This is a genomic window from Pseudomonas sp. P20, from assembly GCF_016463925.1.
GTDB classification, from domain to species: Bacteria; Pseudomonadota; Gammaproteobacteria; order Pseudomonadales; family Pseudomonadaceae; genus Pseudomonas; species Pseudomonas aeruginosa.
The window spans coordinates 85284-106338 of record NZ_JAEMVM010000003.1; the positions used below are offsets into that span (position 1 = coordinate 85284).

Sequence of the window (21055 nt, forward strand, 5' to 3'; positions counted from 1 at the left end):
AGGTCAGCCTGGCGGCAGCACCAGGCTGACCTCGCCGAGCCGGGCGCCGGACGGCCCGAAGCTGCGCTCGATCATCTCCCGCGTGCCGTCGGCGTGTACCCGTACGACGCTGCTGGCGCGAGTGCCGTAGCTCGGGCTGGCGATGAACACGCTGGAGAGCAGGCGTTCCGTGGCCAGACCCACGCCGGTATCCGGCAACTGGCCGTCGGCGGCCGGCGCTGCGTCGGCCAGCAGCTCCAGCAGGGCCTGCGGATGCGGCTCGGCAAGCCGCTCGGCGAGGGCGGCGCGAGCCTTGAGCAGCTTCGGCCAGGGCGTATCGAGGGCCGCGTTGGACAGCCCGTAGATCCCCGCCGGCAGCAGGCGCGGTGGCCCTACGCGGGGGTTGTAGTGCCAGAGCTGATGGCGATCGCCAATGAGCAGGTTGAAGCCGGAATAGTCCGCGGCGCGCCCGGCGACCTGCGCCAGGTAGTCGGCCGGGTTGCCGCCGCCGCGCAGGAAGTCCGCCACCAGTTCGCCACGGGAGCGCTTGCCGAGAGCCTGCGACGGATCGCGGACGTTGGTCAGGGCGGCGAAACGGCCGGCCGGGCCGAGCCCCAGCCAGGTGCCGCCGGCCTCCAGGTCGCGTCCGGCGAATACCCCCTCGGCGTCCTCCCAGGCCGCCAGCGGCAGGCTCGGGCGGGCATAGAATTCGTCACGGTTGGCGGCGACCAGCAGCGGCAGGGCGTGCCCCGGTTGCCAGGCGAAGACGATCAGGCACATGCGCGATCCTTGGGATGGGCTGGCCGTCAGGCTAAAGGCATCCGCCATCGCCGTTCAAGCACGACGCCTGCCGCACGGCGCGCAATTCCGTTACCATGCCGGCTTTCCAACGGGGGCGTGCATGGAGTTTCTCCTCTATATCGTGCTGGGCGCCTGTGCCGGCGTGCTGGCCGGACTGTTCGGCGTCGGCGGCGGCCTGATCATCGTCCCGGCGCTGGTCTTCAGCTTCACCGCGCACGGTTTCGGCGGCGACGTCCTGACCCAGATGGCGGTCGGCACCTCCCTGGCGACCATCGTCTTCACTTCGATCAATTCCATTCTCGAACACCATCGGCGCGGCGCGGTGCGCTGGCCGGTGTTCGCCTGGATGACCCTCGGCATCCTCATCGGCAGTGCCCTCGGCGCGCTGACCGCGGCGCAGATCAAGGGGCCGCTGTTGCAGAAGATAATCGGGGTGTTCGCCATCCTGGTCGCTTTGCAGATGGTTCTCGACCTCAAGCCCAAGGGTAGCCGCGAGGTGCCCGGCAAGGGCGGCCTGACCCTGGCCGGCGCGGTGATCGGCTGGGCCTCGGCGATCTTCGGCATCGGCGGCGGTTCGCTGACCGTGCCTTTCCTCAGTTGGCGCAGCGTGCCGATGCAGCAGGCGGTGGCGACTTCCTCGGCCTGCGGCCTTCCTATCGCCATTTCCGGCGCTCTGTCGTTCATCGCGGTCGGCTGGCACAACCCGCAGTTGCCGGAGTGGAGCCTGGGCTACGTCTATCTGCCGGCGTTGGTCGGCATCGCCGCCACCAGTATGCTGTTCGCCCGCTTCGGCGCGCGCCTGGCGCATCGTTTGTCGCCGCGCGTACTCAAGCGACTGTTCGCCCTGCTGCTGTTCAGCGTGGGCATAAGTTTCCTGACCCCCGATCTCGCTTTTCTGTCGTAGGAGTTATCGATGCTGACGTATCCCCAGATCGATCCGGTTGCGCTGGCCATCGGCCCGCTGAAGATCCACTGGTACGGGCTGATGTACCTGATCGGGATCGGCGGCGCCTGGCTGCTGGCGTCGCGCCGGATGAAGCGCTTCGACCCGACCTGGACCAAGGAGCGCCTTTCCGACCTGGTCTTCTGGGTCGCCTGCGGCGTGATCCTCGGTGGCCGCCTGGGCTACGTGCTGTTCTACAACCTGGACGAGTACATCGCCAACCCGACGCTGATCTTCGAGGTCTGGAAAGGCGGCATGTCCTTCCATGGCGGCCTGCTCGGCGTGATGCTGGCGGTCTGGTGGTTCGGCAAGCGCCATGGCAAGAGCTTCTTCCAGCTGATGGACTTCATCGCCCCGCTGGTGCCCATCGGCCTGGGCGCCGGGCGCATCGGCAACTTCATCAACTCGGAACTGTGGGGCAAGGTCAGCGATGTGCCCTGGGCCATGGTCTTCCCCAACGGCGGCCCGCTGCCGCGGCATCCCTCGCAGCTGTACCAGTTCGCCCTGGAAGGCGTGGCGCTGTTCGTCATCCTCTGGCTGTTCACCCGCAAGCCACGGCCGACCGCCTCGGTCTCCGGCCTGTTCGTGCTGTGCTACGGGATCTTCCGCTTCGTCGTCGAATTCGTCCGCGTGCCGGATGCCCAGCTCGGCTACCTCGCCTGGGGTTGGCTGACCATGGGCCAGGTGCTCTGCGTACCGATGGTGCTGGCCGGCATTGCCCTGATGGTCTGGGCCTACCGCCGCGACGCGGCGCAGCCGAAGGCGGCCTGAGCCGCTTTTCCTGCCCGGGGCGGATAACGTCGCAGGCGTCATCCGCTCCGGGCAGCCGGCTTTCCGCTCCAGGGCGTGCATGGCTTGCGCCGGTCGCGCCGAACTGGCGATGCAGGCTCCGTCGCCGTAGACTTGGCCATCCTTCTGTCATCCCTCGGTGGGAGCCGCCACGTCGGCGCCGCACCGATATCGATCCGAGCCTCCGATGAAACAGTACCTCGACCTGATGCGCCACGTGCGCGAGCACGGCACCTTCAAGAGCGACCGCACCGGCACCGGCACCTATAGCGTGTTCGGCCACCAGATGCGCTTCGACCTGGCCGCGGGCTTCCCCCTGGTGACCACCAAGAAGTGCCACCTCAAGTCGATCGTCCACGAGCTGCTGTGGTTCCTCAAGGGCTCCACCAATATCGCCTACCTCAAGGAGCACGGCGTCTCGATCTGGGACGAATGGGCCGACGAGAACGGCGACCTCGGCCCGGTGTATGGCTACCAGTGGCGCTCCTGGCCGGCGCCGGACGGCCGCCACATCGACCAGATCGCCAACCTGATGGCGATGCTGAAGAAGAATCCGGACTCGCGCCGGCTGATCGTCTCCGCCTGGAACCCGGCGCTGATCGACGAGATGGCCCTGCCGCCCTGCCACGCGCTGTTCCAGTTCTACGTCGCCGACGGCAAGCTCAGCTGCCAGCTCTACCAACGTTCGGCGGACATCTTCCTCGGCGTACCCTTCAATATCGCCAGCTATGCCCTGCTGACCCTGATGGTGGCGCAGGTCGCCGGCCTGCAGCCGGGCGAGTTCATCTGGACCGGCGGCGATTGCCACCTGTACGCCAACCACCTGGAGCAGGCCGACCTGCAGCTGACCCGCGAGCCGCTGCCGTTGCCGAGCATAAAGCTGAATCCCGAGGTGAAGGATCTGTTCGACTTTCGCTTCGAGGACTTCGAGCTGGTCGGCTACGAGGCCCATCCGCACATCAAGGCACCGGTCGCGGTCTGACCCTTCGGCGGAGCCGTCGGCTCCGCTCAACCGAACAGGCGACGGTACCAGGGAAGCGCGCGCCAGTCCCGCAAAGCCCGCTCCGCATCTTCTGCGCGTTGCAGCGCCTGCTCCAGGGCCTGCTCCAGCGGTGCGACCGGATGGCTCATGGCGTGGCCATGGCAGAGCTGGAAGTCGTCCAGCAGGTTCGGCGGTAGCGCGAAGGCGCCTTCCAGGCGGGCCTGTTCCTCCGCCAGGTAATAGCCGTTAAGGCCGTCGAAGTGGACGAAACGGTAGCCCGCGGCGAGCAGCGGCGCTTTCCACTCGGGGTCGTGGTCGAATGGAGTTTCCGCGAGGATCAGCCACGGGCGCCAGCGGTTCAGGTCGAGGCCGCGGAGCACCGCGCCTTCCAGCCCTTCGACGTCGATCTTGAGGAAGTGGATCGGCCCTTCGACATGGGCCGCGCAGATCGCGTCCAGGGTGCTGACCTTCACTTCGCGCGGGGTGGCCGTGCAGCCCTCGGCCTGGCGCTGGCGGGCTAGCTCGGGGTCCAGGGTGGAGAGACCCGAGGCGGCCATCTCGTAGAGCGTGGCGCGGCCTTCGCGCTCGCCAATGGCGAGGTTCAGGTTGAGGTCTTCCGGCCGTTCCCGCTCCAGCTCGCGGTGCAGGTGGGGCAGCGGTTCGATGTTGATGCCGCGCCAGCCGCGCTCGTAGAACGCCAGGGTGACCGAGTCGATCCGCGGGTGGTTGGCGCCGACGTCGATGTAGAACCCCCTGGGGAAGAGTTTCAGGGCCCGGCAGAGTCGGACGTCTTCCAGGTTCTGCGCGTAGGAAACGAAGGGCATGGGCCTACCTCTTGGGCGATCGTCGCCCAGTCTGTCATTCCCCGCGCCCGCTCTCCAGCAATTCGGCCAGCGCGTCGATCTGTTCCTGGCGGTCGCTGCCGCCCACCCGCCTGCCGTTCAGCGACGACCACTCCGGATGCGCGCGCGCCTTGCGCAGCGCTTCCGGCAGCTTGCCTTCGCGCCACTGCTTGTCCTCCGGGGTTTCCAGGCGGATCGCCTCGACCGCCGCGTGGCCGCGCGTTTGCAGGGCTGCCAGGAGCTGCCGTTGGCGCAGCGCGAGCAAGCGCAGCACGGCGTCGTTGACGGTCAGCTCGCGGGCGCCCTTGAGCTTGCCGAGCAGGCGCGAGCCATAGTGGCCGACGGTCTGCCAGGCGCCGCCGGCGAGGGCACCGAGGGCGGCGGCGGCGCCAAGGGTGACGCCGCCCACCAGCAGGTCGATGCCGGCGCCGGCCGCGGCACCGGCCGCAACCCCGCCGCCGAGGCGGATACCGAGTTGGCGCAGGGTCTCCGGATTGAACAGATCGTCGCCCCAGCGGCCGTCGAGCAGCGGCAGGTCGGCGGCGCGGGCGTCGTCCCTGGCGAAGGCGTAGAGCCGCAGCAACGCTTCCACGCAGGCCTGCTCGCGCTTGCGCACCTGCTGGTGCAGGTCGCGGGTGGCTTCCTGCACGGCGCTTTCGCCGCCGGGCACCAGGCGCCGGCAGGCGGCGACGTCGACCAGCAATTCGGCGATCAGCCGTTGCCCGGCGCGCAGGCGCGCGGCGGCCTGGGTCTCATGGTCGGCGATCAGCCGGTCGAGTTGCGGCCGGGCGCGCTCCAGCAGCAGCGCCAGGCTCTCGTAGAGGCGCCGTTCGCCGTCCAGCGGCGGCGCCACGCTGTCGAAACGCACCAGGGCGTGCAGGCCCAGGCGAGCGAGGGCGGCGCGCCACTCCTCCTCGCGATGCTGCGGGCTGGCGACAAAGTTCAGCACCGGCAGCAGCGGCCGGCCGCAGCCGGCGAGCACCGCCAGTTCGTCGCGATACTTGGCCAGCACCGGTTCGCGGGCGTCGATCACGTAGAGCCCGGCGTCGGAGGCGAGCAACTGGCGGACCACCTTGGCTTCCTGTTCGAAACGCCCGCGCGCTTCGTTGCTGTCCAGCAACCGCGCCATGCGTTCCGGGCCATCGAGACGCTCGCCGGGGCGCTCCAGGGCGTCCAGGTAGTCGAGCAGGGCGATGGCGTCTTCCAGGCCGGGCGTGTCGTAGAGTTCCAGCAGCGCTTTGCCGTCCACCGACAGCCTGGCGCCCTCGACGTGGCGGGTGGTGCTGGGGCGATGGCAGACTTCGCCGAATCCACGGTCGCGAGTCAGGGTGCGCAGCAGCGAGGTCTTGCCGGTATTGGTGTGGCCGACCACGGCCAGGATCAGCGGCTCAGTCATGGCCGGTCTCCAACCAGGCCAGCGGCGAGGTCTCGCCGTGCGGCAGTTGCAGGCGTTCCAGGGCGGCGTGCCAGTCACCCAGGCGGTCGCTGTCGAGCGCTTCGCCGGGCGGAGCCTGGAGCAGCCAGATGCGGGTGCTGGCGGCGCAGCGGGCGAGTTCGCCGAGCAGTGCCAGGGTGCCGCGGTCCGGCGAGCGACGCGGGTCGCAGGCGATGGCCAGGCGCGCCGGCGGGTAGCGGGTCAGTTGTTCGAGCAGGCGACGGCGCTGCTGGCCGTCGTCGAGGATGCCGGCGTCGGCGACGCCTTCGGCGAGCTTCGGCAGCCAGTCCGGTGCCGCGTCGCTGACGCCGAGGCGTTCGCTGGCCGGCATCAAGCGTTCGCGCAGCAGGCTGTAGCCTGGGTCGTCGAGGTCCAGGTCGAGGTGGGCCAGGCCGCGTTTCCAGCGCCACAGGCAGAGCAGACCGAGCAGCGCGCGCGGCAGGACCCCATAGACCAGCAGTACGCCTACCAGCCAGCCGGCCCAGGCGTGCCGTGCGGCTTCGCTGGCCAGGGCGGCGTCGCCGCTGGCGCGGATCAGCTCGGCGTCCGGCAACGGGAAGCCAAGCAACGCCGGCAGGGCGCCGAGCGCCTGGGTAAGGGCGATGAAGGTATCGCTGCCGAGAATGGTGGTTTCCCAGACGAAACCGTAGCGGCGGGTCGCCAGCAGGCCGAGGAGCATGGCCAGCGCGGTCAGCAGGCCGAGCAGCCAGAGCCCGTGGACCAGCGCGCCGAGGCCCCAGCGCGCCAGCCGGCGCCGGCCGAGCAGGACCAATAGCGCCGGCGCCAGGTGCGCGGCGCGGGCATCGCGCGCCAGCTTGCCGCTGAGCCACAGCCAGAGCCGGCCGAGCGCGCCCGCGGCCTCGCCGCCGGCGAGCAGGCCGAGGGCCCAGCCGAGCAGGGTCAGCAGGTGCAGGCCGAGTAGGCTGGCCAGCGCCCAGAACACGTTGACCGGGCGCTGGCCATCGCCGAGCGCGGCGAAGGCCAGTCCGGCGCCGCTGGCCAGGGCCAGCACCAGCAGCAGGGCCAGCGCCAGCCGCGAACCCTGGCGCCAGGTCCGCTGGGCGTCGAGCAGGCCCTCGCGGCGGCCCAGCCAGTGGGCGCGGGTGAGAATACGGCGCGGCAGGGAACCGCCCTGGGCCAGCGCCTGGCGAACCGCCTCGCTGTCTTCCAGCGGACCGGCCTGCTCCTCGCGCAGGCGAACGGCCTCGGTCAGCCAGAGGGCGTCGAGGCCGGGATGCGTCGTGTGACTCAAGTCACCTCCTGTGTCGATTTCCCTGCCGAGCGTGAATCGTGCCCGGCCAACGGCGTCTGATCAGCGCCAAACATAGCAAAAAGCGCCCCGGCGGCTCATGCTGGCTTGCCAGCCGGCTGGCGGCGGGGTGTGGGATTTTGACTGGTGCCGTGGCGAAAGCGTTCGGCGCCGGTAGCGAGAGGAACACTGAGATGAAGGTAGTACGCCGATACCCCCTGGCGCTGTTGCTGGGGATGGCGGGCGCGCTGGCCGACGAGTTGCCCGATGGCTCCTTGCTGCAACGCTATGGCGTGCAGGCCGACCAGTTGCCGACCCTGGCGGCGGATCCGCCGTCGCGCAAGGAGGAGAAGGAAACGCCGTCGCGCTTCCGGGTGGAGCCGGAGCAGCCCTTGGTGACCTTTGGCGTGAAGGACCACAAGGGCATGGAACCCACTGGCAACCCGTCGATCGACGCCATGCACGAGCGCGATCGGCGGATCTGCCGGAACATCAGGCGGCAGGCACTGGAGAAAGGCAAGGCACAGCCCTTCGACGGCTACATCGAGTGTCCATGAGGCCGGCGCCCGCGTACGAGCGCCGGTCGGGCTGCGTCAGCGCTGCTCGCGCAGGCGCACGGCGACGTCCGGCTGGTCGCTGAACAGGCCGTCGATGCCGGCGTCGAGGTAGGCCCTGATCTCGCCGGCCAGGTCGCCGCGCGACTGCGGGTTGCCGTCGGCGCTGCGGAACTCCGCCGGAAGGAAGCTGTTTTCCGCGCGGAAGGTGTAGGGATGCACCTTCAGCCCGGCGGCGTGGGCGTCGCCGACGAAGCGGGTCGGCTGGCCGAGGTTGCCGTTGGCATCGCGGGGAATCACGTAGCTCTTGTCCGGACCGACCCCGTAGGCGTAGCGCGCCACCTGGCGCAGGCCCTTGGCGGTGGCCATCTCGGCGTAGGTCAGGCTGCCGCCGGCAGCCTGCTGGTCGTAGGGCTGGCCGCTGCCGTAGAGCTGGACCAGGCGGATGCCGGTGAGGCGCTTGAGTTCCTTCAGGTTGTTCACCTCGAAGGACTGGATGAATACCGGCGCGCGCGGACCGAGGTAGCCGTTGCGGTGCAGGGTCTTCACCAGTGGGCGTTCCATGGCCAGGCCGAGGCGCTGGAAGTGGGTGCCGTGCTTGATCTCGGGGTACAGGCCGATGGTGCGTTGCTGGCTGATCTGCAGGCTTTTCACCAGGTCGATGATCTCCTGCAGGGTGGGGATCTCGAAGGTGCCGTCCAGGCGCGCATTGCCCGGGCGGATCGTGGGGATGCGCTCGATGGCGCGCAGGGTCTTCAGTTCGGCGAGGGTGAAGTCTTCGCTGAACCAGCCGGTGAGTTCCACTCCGTCGACTTTCTGCGTGCGCTTGCGGTCGGCGAATTCCGGGTGCTGGGCGACATCGGTGGTCAGGCCCAGCTCGTTGTCGTGGCGGGCGACTAGCTTGCCGTCGCGGGTCATCACCAGGTCCGGCTCGACGTAGTCGGCGCCCATCATCACCGCCAGGGCGTAGGCGCCCAGGGTGTGTTCCGGTACGTAACCGCTGGCGCCACGGTGGGCGATGACCAGCGGCGAGCGTTCGTCGCTGGCCGGGTGGCGAACGGAGGCCTGGCCCTGGGCCCAGTCGATGGCGCGTTGTACGTTGCCGGTGTCGGCGTGGGCGGCGCTGGCCAGGCCAGCGGCGAGCATCAGGCAGGCGGCGCCGAGGTGGCGGCGCAGGAAGGCTGGTTGCATGACGGGTCCTCGTCGGCGGTTCGGGAGTGTTCCAGTCCAGCAGATTGACGCAGCCAGGTGATACTTCTTTGCCCGTTTCGCGACATTCCCGTGACAATCGCCGCCAGCGTGACGACGTCGGCGTTTTCCCGGCCAATCCAACGAAAGGGGCGGACGGCCGGGGCAGGGTATAGGGTGACGGCGCTCGCATAACAATAAGAGGATCGGTGATGGCTTCCGCGCAACCTGCCTCCGCGTTTCCCTGCCTGTCGTTGCAACTGGCCTGCCTGTTGCTGGGCGCCTGGCTGGCCTTCGATGCCCACGGCGGCGGCCAGGCCGTGGCGCCGCCGGCCCGTGTCGAAGCGCGTGTGCCGACGACCGCTACCGATGACTGGGGACGCCAGCCGGACAGCCTGATGAGCGCCGTGCCGCCGCGCACGCTGGAGGCGAGCGTCGGCGCCCGCGGCTCGGGATCGGCGAGTTCGCGACTGTGGATCGCCGATACCGACTTCCGCCTGCACGACGACATCGGTTTCTTCATCCAGCGCATGCTGATCCGCATGGAGCCGACTCGTCCCGGCGCGCCCTTGTCGCTCGACGATCCGACGGCGATGGTGGCGCGGATCCAGGCCGGCGAGATATTCGTCAGCGACGCCACCCTGGCGACCCTGCTCAACCAGGACCTCGCCGCGTCCCGCGCGGCCGTGCGCAACCTCAGTATGAACACCCGCAAGGACGGCCAGGAAGTGCGTGGCGAGTTGTTGCGCAAGGGGCGCTGGCGGCCGCTGCGGATGCTCACCGAGATCGAGCTGAGCGGTCCGCTGGAGGTGACCCTGGTACCCCGGCGGATCTTCGTCGACGGGGTCGAGGTCACTTCGTCGCTGGCGGCGGCCTCGATCGAGATGTCCGAGGTGCTGAAGCTGAAGACCCGGCACATGGAACTGGTCGGCAACCGCATCCGCGTCGACCTCGACGGTTTGTTCCCGCCGCCGCGCCTGGACTTCCGCGTCAGTCGCCTGGCCCTGGCCGACGGCGGCATGCAACTCGCCCTCGGCGACTCCCTGGCCGACCTGCAATGGCCGGCATTACGGGCGCCGGACAGCTACATGTTCATCGAGGGCGGCGATATCAAGATGGCGCGCACCGTGCTGGTCAAGGCCTATGCCCTGTTCACCAGCCTCAGCCCGGGGCAGCCGCTGCTGTTCAATCTCTACGACTACCGGCGGCAACTGCAGAACGGCGTGATCCGCCTGCGCGAGGACGGCATGGTGCAGATCGCCGTGTCGCCGGTGAAGGCGCCGGCGCCGCTGGAGGCACGGCTGTGAGCCGGCGTCCGTGGGGCGTACTGCTTGGCTGTTGCCTGTTGGCGGCCAGCGCGGCCCAGGCCGAAAGCGCCATCGACCGGCAGCAGCGCGAACTGGCCCTGCTGCGCGAGGGCTGGTACCGGCAGGTCCCCCCGGCGCCGGTGCCGCTGCCCATGCGTACGGCCGGGCCGGCGGATTCCGGCCAGGATGGTGTCGGCATACTGCTGCGCAACGTGGACATGTACCTGCGCGGCAACATCGGTTTCCACGTGCCCGAGCTGAAGGGCTGGCTGGTGCCGAACCGGGCCGGCCAGCCGGTGGACTTCGACCGTCCGCAGGACATGCATTTCCAGGTGATGGAGGGTGAGGTGCTGCTCAGCCCGCGGCAACTGGCCAACCTGTTCAACGAGCACATCCTCGCCTACGACGGGACCATGTTGAAGGACTTCCGCATGAGCAGTGCGGCGGGACGCCTGGAGGTGGAGGGGCGGGTGCGTCCGCTCGGCGTAGGGCCCTGGCTGCCGCTGCGGCTGGGCGGCGGCGTGGAGGTGGACGCGGCCAGCGGCGCGCTGGTCTATCGGCCCGACCAGTTGAGGGTGGTCGGTCTGCCGCTGTACGGGGCGATGAGCCTGGTCGGCCTGCCGATGTCGGCGCTGGTCAGCCTCGATCGGCCGGGGGCGAGCCTGGTGGGCAGCGCCATGCGCCTGGACTACCGCAAGGTCTTCCCGCTGCTGGGCATCGACGGCCACGTACAGGAGGCCTGGCTCGACGACCAGGGGCTGCACCTGCGTTTCTCCCAGGCGCCCGGCCAGCCGTCGCCGGTGTTCAGCCCGCCGGCCGCGGCGGGCCCATCCTTCCTCTGGCTACAGTCCGGCGACCTGAAGATCTTCGAAATCCTCATCACCTACGCCCAGGTGCTGCTGAAGACCGAGACCCCGGACCAGGTGCTGACCTTCAACCTGCAGGACTACCGCAAGGTGCTGGCGACCGGCACCACCCAGGTCAACGAGGATGGCACCTTCTTCATGCAGGTGCCGCCGTATGCCAATCCCTTGTAGGCCGGCCCGCACAGTTGGCCTGGAGTCCGCCGGCGCGAGTGTTTATCCTCGCGCCTTTGTCCTTCCACGATGAGGTAACCCCATGGCACGACCGCTGGCGATGATCGCCGCCCTTGGCGAGAACCGCGCGATCGGCATCGACAACCGCCTGCCCTGGCGCCTGCCGGCCGACCTCAAGCATTTCAAGGCGATGACCCTCGGCAAGCCGGTGATCATGGGGCGCAAGACCTGGGACTCGCTGGGTCGGCCGCTGCCGGGCCGGCTAAACCTGGTGGTCAGCCGCCAGGCCGGCCTGGCACTGGAGGGTGCGGAAGTGTTCGCCAGCCTGGACGCCGCGCTGGCGCGCGCCGAGGCGTGGGCGCAGGCGGAGGACGCCGACGAACTGATGCTGATCGGCGGCGCCCAGCTCTATGCCGAGGCCTTGCCGCGCGCCGCGCGTCTCTACCTGACCCGGGTTGGCCTGGCGCCGGAGGGCGACGCCTTTTTCCCCGAGATCGATGGTGCGGCCTGGCGCCTGGCGTCGAGCATCGAACACGCCGCGGCTGACGATGCGCCTGCCTACGCCTTCGAGGTATGGGAGCGCCGCTGACGGTTCCAGGCGGGGTCAGAGGGTGATCAGCTCCGCCTCGATCTTCTTCCCCGCCACTTCCAGCACGCCGATCCCGATCGGCAAGCTGAAGCGCCGCGGCCCGGCGCTGCCCGGGTTGAGGTAGAGCACGCCGTCGCGCTCTTCCTTCAGCGGCTTGTGCGAATGTCCGGCGACCACCACGTCGATGCCTTCGGCGGCCGGGTCGAGGTCGAGTCGCTTGAGGTCGTGCAGCACATAGAGGGTCAGCCGGCCGATCTTTAGCAGCAGGCGCTCGGGGATGTCCGCCGCCCAGTCCTGGGTGTCGTTGTTGCCGCGCACCACCGAGAGCGGCGCCAGGCGTTCCAGCTCGGCGAGGATTTCCGGCTTGCCGATGTCGCCGGCATGGATCAACTGGTCGCAGCCGCGCAACCGTTCCAGCGCCTCGGGCCGGAGCAGGCCATGGGTGTCGGCGATCAGGCCGATGCGCAACGGGCGGCGGGACTGGGGCATGGGCGCGGGTCCGGGTTGCGGGACGGAAGAGGGTGGCCGACGGGCATGGCCATGCCGTCGATCATACCCAACCATTGGCCGGGTACGAAAACCCTTCGGCGAAAACCGCGACGCCACCCGGAGGTGGCGCCGCGCCTATCAGTGTCCGGCCTTCTGGACCGGGCTTTCCGGCAGGAACCAGTTCAGCAGCAGGGCGCAGATGCCGCCGGTGGCGACCCCGGACTCCAGCACGTTGCGCAGCGCCGCGGGCATGTGCGCGAGGAACTCCGGCACCTGCGAAACGCCCAGGCCGAGGGCCAGGGATACGGCGATGATCAGCAGGGCACGGCGGTCCAGCTGGATGCCGGCGAGGATGTTGATGCCCGAAGCGGCCACCGCGCCGAACATCACCATCGCCGCGCCGCCCAGTACCGGTTCCGGCACCGCCTGGATGACCCCGGCGACGCTCGGGAACAGGCCGAGCAGGACCAGCATGGCGGCGATCCACAGGCCGACGTAGCGGCTGGCCACGCCGGTGAGCTGGATCACCCCGTTGTTCTGGGCGAACACTGAGCTGGGGAAGGTATTGAAGATACCGGCGAGGAACGAGTTGGCGCCGTTGACCAGCACGCCGCCCTTGATCCGCTGCATCCACAGCGGGCCTTCCACCGGTTGCTTCGACACCTTGCTGGTGGCGGTGACGTCGCCGATGGCTTCCAGGGAGGTGACCAGGTAGATCACCAGCATCGGGATGAACAGCGGCCAGGAGAAGTCCAGGCCGAAGTGCAGCGGGGTCGGTACCTGGAACAGCTCGGCCTGGTGCATGCCGGTGAAGTCCAGGCGACCGAGGTAGCCGGCCAGCGCGTAGCCGACGGCCAGGGCGATGACGATGGCGCAACTGCGCATCCATACCACCGGGATGCGGTTGAGCACCACGATGATGCCCAGCACCACGCCGGACAGCAGCAGGTTCTCGCCGTTGGCGAAGGTGCCGTTGGACATCGCCGAGAAGCCGCCGCCCATGCTGATCAGGCCGACCTTGATCAGGGTCAGGCCGATCATCAGCACGACGATGCCGGTCACCAGCGGGGTGATCAGCCGCTTGACGAACGGCAGTATGCGCGAGATGCCCATCTCGACGAAGGAGCCGGCGATGACCACGCCGAAGATCGCCGCCATCACGCTTTCCACCGGCGTACCCTGCTTGACCATCAGCGCCCCGCCGGCGATCAGCGGGCCGACGAAGTTGAAGCTGGTGCCCTGGACGATCAACAGTCCGGCGCCGAACGGGCCGAAGCGCTTGCACTGGACGAAGGTGGCGATGCCGGAGATCACCAGCGACATCGACACGATCAGATTGGTGTCGCGCGGCGATACGCCCAGCGCCTGGCAGATCAGCAGGCCGGGGGTAACGATCGGCACGATGATCGCCAGCAGGTGCTGGAGGGCGGCGAGCAGGGCGATGGGAGCGCTGGGACGGTCGTCCAGGCCATAGACCAGGTCGTTGCGGGCGCTGGCGTCCGACGGGCTTTGCAGGGAACTCATGGTGGCGGTCCGGGGAAAAAGAGCGCGATTTTACTGGGCGAACACGGTCTCGCCCAGGCCTGGCTGCGCCGCATGTCGGCGGATAACGCCGGTGGCGTATGCGCCCTGCGGTTGGAGCGTGGGTGAGCGGTAGGGCGAATGACCGCTTGCGATTATCCGCCATTCGGCGCGCGTACGCGTGAATGAAAAAGCCCGGCGCGGGACCGGGCTTTTTTCGTCGCTGGACGATTCAGCCGTCCAGCAGCGCCTTGTTGCGTACCGCGCCCTTGTCGGCGCTGGTGGCGAGCAGGGCGTAGGCCTTGAGCGCGGTGCTGACGCGGCGGGCACGCGGCGCGGCCGGCTTCCAGCCCTTCTTGTCCTGTTCGGCGCGGCGTGCGGCGAGTTCTTCGTCGCTGACCAGCAGGTTGATCGAGCGATTGGGAATGTCGATCAGCACCTTGTCGCCGTCCTGCACCAGGCCGATGGCGCCGCCGGCGGCGGCTTCCGGGGAGGCGTGGCCGATGGACAGGCCCGAGGTGCCGCCGGAGAAGCGTCCGTCGGTGAGCAGGGCGCACTGCTTGCCCAGGCCCTTGGACTTCAGGTAGCTGGTCGGATAGAGCATTTCCTGCATGCCCGGCCCGCCCTTCGGTCCTTCGTAGCGGATGATCACGATGTCGCCGGCCTTCACCTCGTCGCCGAGGATGCCTTTCACCGCGGCGTCCTGGCTTTCGAAGATCTTCGCGCTGCCTTCGAACACGTGGATCGACTCGTCGACCCCGGCGGTCTTCACCACGCAGCCGTCGAGAGCGATGTTGCCGTAGAGCACGGCCAGCCCGCCTTCCTTGGAATAGGCATGCTCGACGCTGCGGATGCAGCCCTCGGCGCGGTCGTCGTCCAGGCTCGGCCAGCGGGTGTTCTGGCTGAACGCGGTCTGGGTCGGGATGCCCGCCGGACCGGCCTTGAAGAAGGTGTGCACGGCTTCGTCGCGGGTCTGGGTGATGTCCCACTGGGCGATGGCGTCGGCCATGCTCGGGCTGTGCACGGTGGGGACGTCGGTGTGCAGCAGGCCACCGCGGGCCAGTTCGCCGAGGATGGAGAAGATGCCGCCGGCGCGATGCACGTCTTCCATGTGGTACTTCTGGATGTTCGGCGCCACCTTGCACAGTTGCGGCACCTTGCGCGACAGGCGGTCGATGTCGCGCAGGTCGAACGGCACCTCGGCCTCCTGGGCGGCGGCCAGCAGGTGCAGGATGGTATTGGTCGAGCCGCCCATGGCGATGTCCAGGGTCATGGCGTTCTCGAAGGCCTTGAAGTTGGCGATGTTGCGCGGCAGCACGCTGTCGTCGCCTTCGCCGTAATAGCGCTGGCAGAGTTCCACGGCCAGGCGCCCGGCGCGTAGGAACAGTTGCTCGCGGTCGGCGTGGGTGGCCAGGGTCGAGCCGTTGCCCGGCAGCGACAGGCCGAGCGCCTCGGTCAGGCAGTTCATCGAGTTGGCGGTGAACATGCCGGAGCAGGAGCCGCAGGTCGGGCAGGCGCTGCGCTCGTACTCGGCGACCTTCTCGTCGGAGCAGGAGTCGTCGGCGGCCACCACCATGGCATCGACCAGGTCCAGGCCGTGGCTGGCCAGCTTGGTCTTGCCGGCTTCCATCGGCCCGCCGGAGACGAACACTACCGGGATGTTCAGGCGCAGCGCGGCCATCAGCATGCCGGGGGTGATCTTGTCGCAGTTGGAGATGCAGACGATGGCGTCGGCGCAGTGGGCGTTGACCATGTATTCCACGGAGTCGGCGATGATCTCCCGGCTCGGCAGCGAATAGAGCATGCCGTCGTGGCCCATGGCGATGCCGTCGTCGACGGCGATGGTGTTGAATTCCTTGGCCACGCCGCCGGCCTTCTCGATCTCGCGGGCGACCAGTTGGCCGAGGTCCTTCAGGTGCACGTGGCCGGGCACGAACTGGGTGAAGGAGTTGGCGATGGCGATGATCGGCTTCTTGAAGTCTTCGTCCTTCATCCCGGTGGCGCGCCAGAGGGCGCGGGCGCCGGCCATGTTGCGGCCGTGGGTGGAGGTTTTCGAGCGGTAATCGGGCATGACGATTTCCTGCGGCTAATCAGGTTCGGGTTATGACTGTATCGTGAGCGTCGAAGGAACCGGATGCAAACGGGGAATAGCCGAGTGTACGGAGTTGGCCGGGGTCTGAATGGGGTCACCATTGGCGACGGCCTGGGCTCACTGCCCGCCGGGGGATGATTGGCGAGGAATGCCCGGATTCTAAGCCCAGAGCGGGCGAATGGGGAAGGCTGGCGGTCGGCGGAGCGGCGCGTCGCGACCAGGGTTGGCCTCTTGCGCCGCCCGTCGCGCCGCGAGAGGCGGTGGCCGTAGGGCGGATGAACGCAGGCGCTCATCCGCCGGGACGGGCTCAGCCGTTGGGCAGCAGCCGGCAGGTCAGGCTCTTGATGTAGCGGGTTTCCGCGATCGCCAGGTGCACCGGATGGTCGGGGCCCTGGCCGCCGCGCTCGAGCAGCTGGATGTTGCGGTCGAGATGGCGGGCGCTGCCGATCAGGATGTTCTGCAGGTCGTCCTCGGGCAGGTGCATCGAGCAGGAGGCGCTGACCAGGATGCCGTCCTTGCTCAGCAGGCGCATGGCCTGTTCGTTGAGACGGCGGTAGGCGGCCTCGCCGTTCTTCAGGTCCTTCTTGCGCTTGATGAAGGCCGGCGGGTCGGCGATCACTACGTCGAAGCGTTCGTCGGCGGCCTTCAGCTCGCGCAGGGCCTCGAACACGTCGCCCTCGACGCAGGCGACCTTCTCCGCCACGCCGTTCAGCGCCGCGTTGCGCTCGACGCCGTCGAGGGCGAAGGCGGACGCGTCCACGCACATCACTTCGCTGGCGCCGAAGGCGGCGGCCTGGATGCCCCAGCCACCGATATAGCTGAACAGGTCGAGGACCCGCTTGCCCTGCACGTAGGGCGCCAGGCGCGCGCGGTTCATGCGGTGGTCGTAGAACCAGCCGGTCTTCTGCCCGGCCAGCACCGGCGCCTCGAACTTCACGCCGTTCTCTTCCAGGGCGACCCACTCCGGCACTTCGCCGTAGGCATTGGCCACGTAGCGCTCCAGGCCCTCGGCGTCGCGCGCGCTGGAGTCGTTCTTCCAGAGCACGGCGGCGGGCTTGAGCACCTGCAGCAGGGCGGCGAGCACCTCGTCCTTGCGCAGTTCCATGGCTGCGGACGCCAGTTGCACCACCAGCACGTCGCCAAAGCGATCGACCACCAGGCCGGGCAGCAGGTCGGAATCGCCGTAGACCAGCCGGTAGAACGGCTTGTCGAAAAGCCGCTCGCGCAGGCTGAGGGCGATGTTGATGCGATGAACCAGCAGCGATTTGTCGAGAACGTGCTTGGTATCACGGGAAATGAGGCGGCCGCAGATGAGATTGTTCGGGCTCAGCGCGACGATGCCCAGCGGCTTGCCGTTGGCCATTTCCAGCACCGCCTGGTCGCCGGCGGCGAAGGCATTCAGCGGCGTCGCGGCGACATCCACCTCGTTGCTGTAGACCCACAGGTGGCCGGCGCGCAGGCGGCGCTCGGCGTTGGCTTTGAGACGCAAGCTGGGCAGGGTCATGGGAAAGGCTCCGGCAAAAGAGCGCGATTATAGCGCAGCGACGGGATTCACCGCTGCGCGAACGCGGGCCGTTCAGCCGGCGAGGATTTCGATGAATCGACGGTTGAAGGCCGGGATGTCTTCGGGTTTGCGGCTGCTCACCAGCTTGCCGTCCACCGCTACCTCCTGGTCCACCCAGTGGCCGCCGGCGTTGTTGATGTCGTCCTTGAGCGACGGCCAACTGGTCAGGGTACGACCCTGCACCAGTCCGGCGGAGATCAGCAGCCAGGCGCCGTGGCAGATCACCGCCACCGGCTTGCTCGCCTGTTCGGCGCGGATCGCCAGTTCCTGGGCCTTGGCCAGGCTGCGGATCTGGTCGGAATTGATCACCCCGCCGGGCAGCAGCAGGGCGTCGTAGTCGTCCAGGCTGGCGTCTTCGAAGGTGCCGTCGACGCGGAAGGCCTCGGCTGGCTGGTGATGGTTCCAGCCGCGCACCTCGCCGGCCTTGTCGGAAAGAATCCTTACCGTGGCGCCGGCGTCTTCCAGGGCTTTTTTCGGACCGGTCAGTTCGACCTGTTCGAAACCGTCGGTCACCAGGGCGGCGACGACCTTGCCGTGCAGGGATTGGGTCATGGCATGTCTCCCGATATCAGAAGGGGTATTCATTCCGACCCTGGCGGCTGCGGGAAAAGTTCCATGTCCGTTGCCTGGCGCCGCTTTTCCGGTAGAAGCCCGCCCCATGGCGGGGTTCTCCGGGTAAACTGCGCGCACCGTCAACTTTCGCCTCCGTCCTCATGGTCCAAGAACTCACCGCCGAGCAGATCCGCCAGGTCCTGCAAGGCATCAGCGTGCCGCCGCAACCCCAGATCATGGTCGACCTGCAGATGGAGCAGGTCATGCCCAATCCGGACCTGAAGAACATTGCCAGGCTGATCAGCCAGGACCCGGGCCTTTCCGGGGCTCTCCTGAAACTGGTGAACTCGCCGTTCTTCGGCCTGGCCAATCGCATCACTTCGATCCAGCGCGCGGTGAACCTGCTGGGCAGTCGTTCGGTGATCAACCTGATCAACGCCCAGTCGATCAAGGGTGAGATGAGCGACGACACCATCGTCACCCTCAACCGTTTCTGGGACACCGCCCAGGACGTGGCCATGAGCTGCCTGAGCCTGGCCAAGCGGATCGGCTACGAATCGGTGGACGAAGCCTACGCTCTCGGCCTGTTCCACAATTGCGGCATCCCGCTGATGCTCAAGCGCTTCCCGCACTACATGGCGGTGCTGGAAGAGGCCTACGCCGCCGCCAGCGACGAACGCCGGGTGGTGGACACCGAGAACCGCGTGCTGAACACCAACCATGCGGTGGTCGGCTACTACACCGCGCGCTCCTGGCGCCTGCCGGAGCACGTCTGCGAGGCGATCGCCAACCACCACAACGCGTTGTCGATCTTCGGCGACGAATCGGCACGCGATACCCAACTGAAGAACCTGCTGGCGATCCTGAAGATGGCCGAACACATCTGCGGTTCGCACCGGGTCCTCGGCAACCAGCCGGAAGACCACGAATGGAACAGCATCGGTGCGCTGGTGCTGGACTACGTCGGGCTCACCGACTACGACTTCGAGAACCTCAAGGGCTCGATCCTCGAGCTGGGCGTCGGCCAGGGCAGCTACTGACTGGCCGCGCCGCGGCGCTTCCTGCTAAGGTGCCGCGGTCAACCGGATTGCTGCCGCCATGCCCGAACTACCCGAAGTCGAAACTACCCGCCGGGGCATCGCCCCCTACCTCGAAGGCCAGCGCGTCGAGCGCGTGATCGTGCGCGAGCGGCGCCTGCGCTGGCCGATTCCCGAAGACCTGGACGTGCGCCTGTCCGGACAACGCATCGTCAGCGTCGAGCGCCGCGCCAAGTACCTGCTGCTGGGCGCCGAGTCCGGTACGCTGATCAGCCACCTGGGCATGTCCGGCAGCCTGAGGCTGGTGGAGAGCGGCACCCCGGCCAGTCGCCACGAGCACGTCGACATCGAGCTGGCCTCGGGCATGGCCCTGCGCTACACCGATCCGCGGCGCTTCGGCGCCATGCTCTGGAGCCTGGCGCCACTGGAACACGAGTTGCTGCGCAACCTCGGCCCGGAACCGCTGACCGACGCTTTCGCCGGCCAGCGTCTGTTCGAGCTGTCGCGCGGGCGGAGCATGGCGGTCAAGCCGTTCATCATGGACAACGCGGTGGTGGTCGGGGTCGGCAACATCTACGCCAGCGAAGCGCTGTTCGCCGCCGGCATCGATCCGCGCAAGCCCGCCGGGAGCATCTCCAAGGCGCGCTACCTGCGCCTGGCGGAGGAGATCAAGCGAATCCTGGCGATCGCCATCGAGCGCGGCGGCACCACCCTGCGCGATTTCGTCGGCGGCGACGGCCAGCCCGGTTACTTCCAGCAGGAATTGTTCGTCTATGGCCGTGGCGGGGAGTTCTGCAAGGTCTGCGGCAGCACCCTGCGCGAGATCCGCCTAGGCCAGCGCGCCAGCGTGTACTGCCCGCGCTGCCAACGCTGAAGCGCCGCGCCGCGCCGCGCATACTCTACCGCCACAAGAAGGGCCGCCACGGTGAGCGGCCTGCCATAAGAAAGGTGCACGATGTCCGGCAATTACCTGCCTCGCAACACCCTGGTCGAGTCGCTCGGCCATGCCATGCTGAAACTCTCCGGCTGGAAGATCGAGGGCCAATTGCCCGCGCTCGACAAGTTCGTGGTGATTGGCGCCCACCACACCTCGAACTGGGACTTCGTGGCCTTCCTTGCCGCCAAGTTCGTCCTGCGCCTGAACGCCCGCTGGTTCGGCAAGCACACCCTGTTCAACGGCCCGCTGGGCGGCCTGATGCGGCGCTGGGGTGGCATCCCGATCCAGCGCCACCTGAAGTTGAATACCGTGGACCAGGCGATCCAGGCCTTCCGCGAGCACCGTGAGTTCATGCTGATCATCGCTCCGGAAGGCACACGCAAGAAGGTCGACCGCTGGCGCATGGGCTTCTACCACATCGCCCGTGGCGCCGGCGTACCGGTGGTGCCGGCGGCGCTGGACTACGAAAACCGGCGGATCGTCATCGGCGAACCCTTCTGGCCGACCGGCAACGAGGACGCCGACCTGTGCAGCCTGATCGGCTTCTACCGGCCGTTCATCCCGAAAAAGCCGCACTACGCATTCCTCGGCGATTGAAGGCGGTCACGCTGGCACTACCCGCAGCGCTGTTATAGTTAGGCGATATCTGCCCAACCAAAAACCAGAAAGGACCGCCTCCATGAACCTGTTTCGCACCACCGCGCTCGTGCTGGCGCTGACCACCGGGCTCTCGTCCATGCCCGCGCTGGCGGATGCCGTGCAGGAAAACGCCAGCGGCGACCCGATGTACACCGTCGAAGCGCCCCCCGCGTACGCCATGATCGGCGATCTGCTCATCGCCCGTCCCTTCCTGATCGCCGCCACGGCCGTCGGGGCGGTGGCCTTCGTGGTCAGCCTGCCGTTCACCGCGGCCAGCGGCAGCGTCGGCAAGGCCGGCCAGGCGCTGGTGGTCGATCCGGGCAAGGAAGCCTTCGTCCGTTGCCTGGGCTGCACCACCAGCGGCTATAACCACGACGAAAGCTGAGTTTCCAACGGAATGAAAAAAAGCCGGTCATCGACCGGCTTTTTGTTTTCTCGATGCATTGCAGGGGGCACGGAGATTGGGCTAAGTCTTTTCTTCCGCCACGGCAGGCGGCAGCTATAGCGCCGTATCGGCCGATGACAGATG

General features: G+C 68.1%; 21 protein-coding genes. 11 read left to right on the forward strand and 10 right to left on the reverse strand.

Annotated features, from left to right (window positions below):
- Window positions 1-3 precede the first annotated feature (3 nt).
- Entirely contained in the window at window positions 4-759 is a 756-nt protein-coding gene (locus JHD77_RS04575) for an NRDE family protein (RefSeq protein WP_003112962.1), read from the reverse strand.
- Between the two features lie 121 nt (window positions 760-880).
- Here JHD77_RS04575 and JHD77_RS04580 point away from each other — a divergent pair, with 121 nt between their 5' ends.
- The 3 genes from JHD77_RS04580 (at window position 881) to JHD77_RS04590 (ending at window position 3494) form a co-directional block, all read left to right on the forward strand.
- Window positions 881-1684: a sulfite exporter TauE/SafE family protein gene (locus JHD77_RS04580; RefSeq protein ID WP_003110587.1), complete on the forward strand. Its 804-nt coding sequence runs from the start codon at window positions 881-883 to the stop codon at window positions 1682-1684.
- Between the two features lie 9 nt (window positions 1685-1693).
- Window positions 1694-2494 (forward strand): prolipoprotein diacylglyceryl transferase, encoded by an 801-nt coding sequence (gene lgt / locus JHD77_RS04585; protein ID WP_003112963.1) that lies wholly within the window; start codon window positions 1694-1696, stop codon window positions 2492-2494.
- Between the two features lie 205 nt (window positions 2495-2699).
- Window positions 2700-3494 carry a thymidylate synthase gene (locus tag JHD77_RS04590; RefSeq protein ID WP_016263933.1) on the forward strand — a complete coding sequence of 265 codons (795 nt, stop codon included), beginning with the start codon at window positions 2700-2702 and terminating at the stop codon, window positions 3492-3494.
- A gap of 26 nt (window positions 3495-3520) precedes the next feature.
- Here the strand turns inward: JHD77_RS04590 and JHD77_RS04595 are convergent, their stop codons facing one another.
- Genes JHD77_RS04595 through JHD77_RS04605 form a run of 3 tightly spaced genes read right to left on the reverse strand, consistent with a single transcriptional unit; the run spans window position 3521 to window position 7023 of the window.
- Window positions 3521-4318 (reverse strand): FkbM family methyltransferase, encoded by a 798-nt coding sequence (locus JHD77_RS04595; protein ID WP_031755852.1) that lies wholly within the window; start codon window positions 4316-4318, stop codon window positions 3521-3523.
- Window positions 4319-4352: 34 nt separating this feature from the next.
- Window positions 4353-5732: a GTPase/DUF3482 domain-containing protein gene (locus JHD77_RS04600; RefSeq protein ID WP_023117225.1), complete on the reverse strand. Its 1380-nt coding sequence runs from the start codon at window positions 5730-5732 to the stop codon at window positions 4353-4355.
- Entirely contained in the window at window positions 5725-7023 is a 1299-nt protein-coding gene (locus JHD77_RS04605; protein WP_196994400.1) for a DUF2868 domain-containing protein, read from the reverse strand. Before JHD77_RS04605 ends, JHD77_RS04600 begins: the two co-directional genes overlap by 8 nt.
- 191 nt (window positions 7024-7214) lie before the next feature.
- On the opposite strand from JHD77_RS04605, the gene JHD77_RS04610 reads away from it, so the two are divergent.
- Window positions 7215-7577: a hypothetical protein gene (locus JHD77_RS04610; RefSeq protein ID WP_003102907.1), complete on the forward strand. Its 363-nt coding sequence runs from the start codon at window positions 7215-7217 to the stop codon at window positions 7575-7577.
- Between the two features lie 36 nt (window positions 7578-7613).
- On the opposite strand, the gene JHD77_RS04615 is transcribed toward JHD77_RS04610, so the two are convergent.
- Window positions 7614-8765, reverse strand: a complete 1152-nt coding sequence (locus JHD77_RS04615) for a glycerophosphodiester phosphodiesterase (protein WP_003102904.1) — start codon at window positions 8763-8765, stop codon at window positions 7614-7616.
- Between the two features lie 209 nt (window positions 8766-8974).
- Here JHD77_RS04615 and JHD77_RS04620 point away from each other — a divergent pair, with 209 nt between their 5' ends.
- From JHD77_RS04620 to JHD77_RS04630, 3 genes are all read left to right on the forward strand, one after another.
- Window positions 8975-10069, forward strand: a complete 1095-nt coding sequence (locus JHD77_RS04620; protein ID WP_031693604.1) for a hypothetical protein — start codon at window positions 8975-8977, stop codon at window positions 10067-10069.
- Window positions 10066-11106, forward strand: a complete 1041-nt coding sequence (locus JHD77_RS04625) for a hypothetical protein (RefSeq protein WP_031757012.1) — start codon at window positions 10066-10068, stop codon at window positions 11104-11106. The genes JHD77_RS04620 and JHD77_RS04625 overlap by 4 nt, the downstream gene beginning before the upstream one ends.
- Before the next feature lie 82 nt (window positions 11107-11188).
- Window positions 11189-11695 carry a dihydrofolate reductase gene (locus tag JHD77_RS04630; protein WP_003084430.1) on the forward strand — a complete coding sequence of 169 codons (507 nt, stop codon included), beginning with the start codon at window positions 11189-11191 and terminating at the stop codon, window positions 11693-11695.
- Window positions 11696-11710: 15 nt separating this feature from the next.
- Here the strand turns inward: JHD77_RS04630 and JHD77_RS04635 are convergent, their stop codons facing one another.
- The 5 genes from JHD77_RS04635 to pfpI form a co-directional block, all read right to left on the reverse strand.
- Window positions 11711-12184 carry a metallophosphoesterase family protein gene (locus tag JHD77_RS04635; protein ID WP_003102894.1) on the reverse strand — a complete coding sequence of 158 codons (474 nt, stop codon included), beginning with the start codon at window positions 12182-12184 and terminating at the stop codon, window positions 11711-11713.
- Between the two features lie 138 nt (window positions 12185-12322).
- Window positions 12323-13708, reverse strand: a complete 1386-nt coding sequence (locus tag JHD77_RS04640; protein ID WP_003102887.1) for a nucleobase:cation symporter-2 family protein — start codon at window positions 13706-13708, stop codon at window positions 12323-12325.
- Window positions 13709-13937: 229 nt separating this feature from the next.
- Window positions 13938-15776, reverse strand: coding sequence for a dihydroxy-acid dehydratase (gene ilvD, locus JHD77_RS04645; protein ID WP_003084436.1), 1839 nt, complete (start codon window positions 15774-15776; stop codon window positions 13938-13940).
- Window positions 15777-16104: 328 nt separating this feature from the next.
- Window positions 16105-17301 carry a class I SAM-dependent rRNA methyltransferase gene (locus tag JHD77_RS04650; RefSeq protein ID WP_003084438.1) on the reverse strand — a complete coding sequence of 399 codons (1197 nt, stop codon included), beginning with the start codon at window positions 17299-17301 and terminating at the stop codon, window positions 16105-16107.
- Window positions 17302-17373: 72 nt separating this feature from the next.
- On the reverse strand, window positions 17374-17913 hold the full coding sequence (gene pfpI / locus JHD77_RS04655) for a protease PfpI (protein ID WP_003102879.1): 540 nt from the start codon (window positions 17911-17913) through the stop codon (window positions 17374-17376).
- A gap of 215 nt (window positions 17914-18128) precedes the next feature.
- Between pfpI and JHD77_RS04660 the strand changes: the two genes are divergently transcribed.
- The 4 genes from JHD77_RS04660 (at window position 18129) to JHD77_RS04675 (ending at window position 20911) form a co-directional block, all read left to right on the forward strand.
- Complete coding sequence (locus JHD77_RS04660) at window positions 18129-18953, forward strand: HDOD domain-containing protein (RefSeq protein WP_003118789.1); 825 nt, start codon at window positions 18129-18131, stop codon at window positions 18951-18953.
- A gap of 58 nt (window positions 18954-19011) precedes the next feature.
- A complete protein-coding gene (gene mutM / locus JHD77_RS04665) occupies window positions 19012-19824 on the forward strand; it encodes a bifunctional DNA-formamidopyrimidine glycosylase/DNA-(apurinic or apyrimidinic site) lyase (protein ID WP_003123869.1) in 813 nt (270 codons plus the stop codon).
- An 81-nt stretch (window positions 19825-19905) separates the two neighbouring features.
- The gene (locus JHD77_RS04670; protein WP_003084450.1) at window positions 19906-20484 is read left to right on the forward strand and encodes a lysophospholipid acyltransferase family protein; all 579 of its coding nucleotides are present in this window, start codon (window positions 19906-19908) and stop codon (window positions 20482-20484) included.
- Between the two features lie 82 nt (window positions 20485-20566).
- On the forward strand, window positions 20567-20911 hold the full coding sequence (locus JHD77_RS04675; RefSeq protein WP_003084452.1) for a hypothetical protein: 345 nt from the start codon (window positions 20567-20569) through the stop codon (window positions 20909-20911).
- The last annotated feature ends 144 nt before the right edge of the window (window positions 20912-21055 follow it).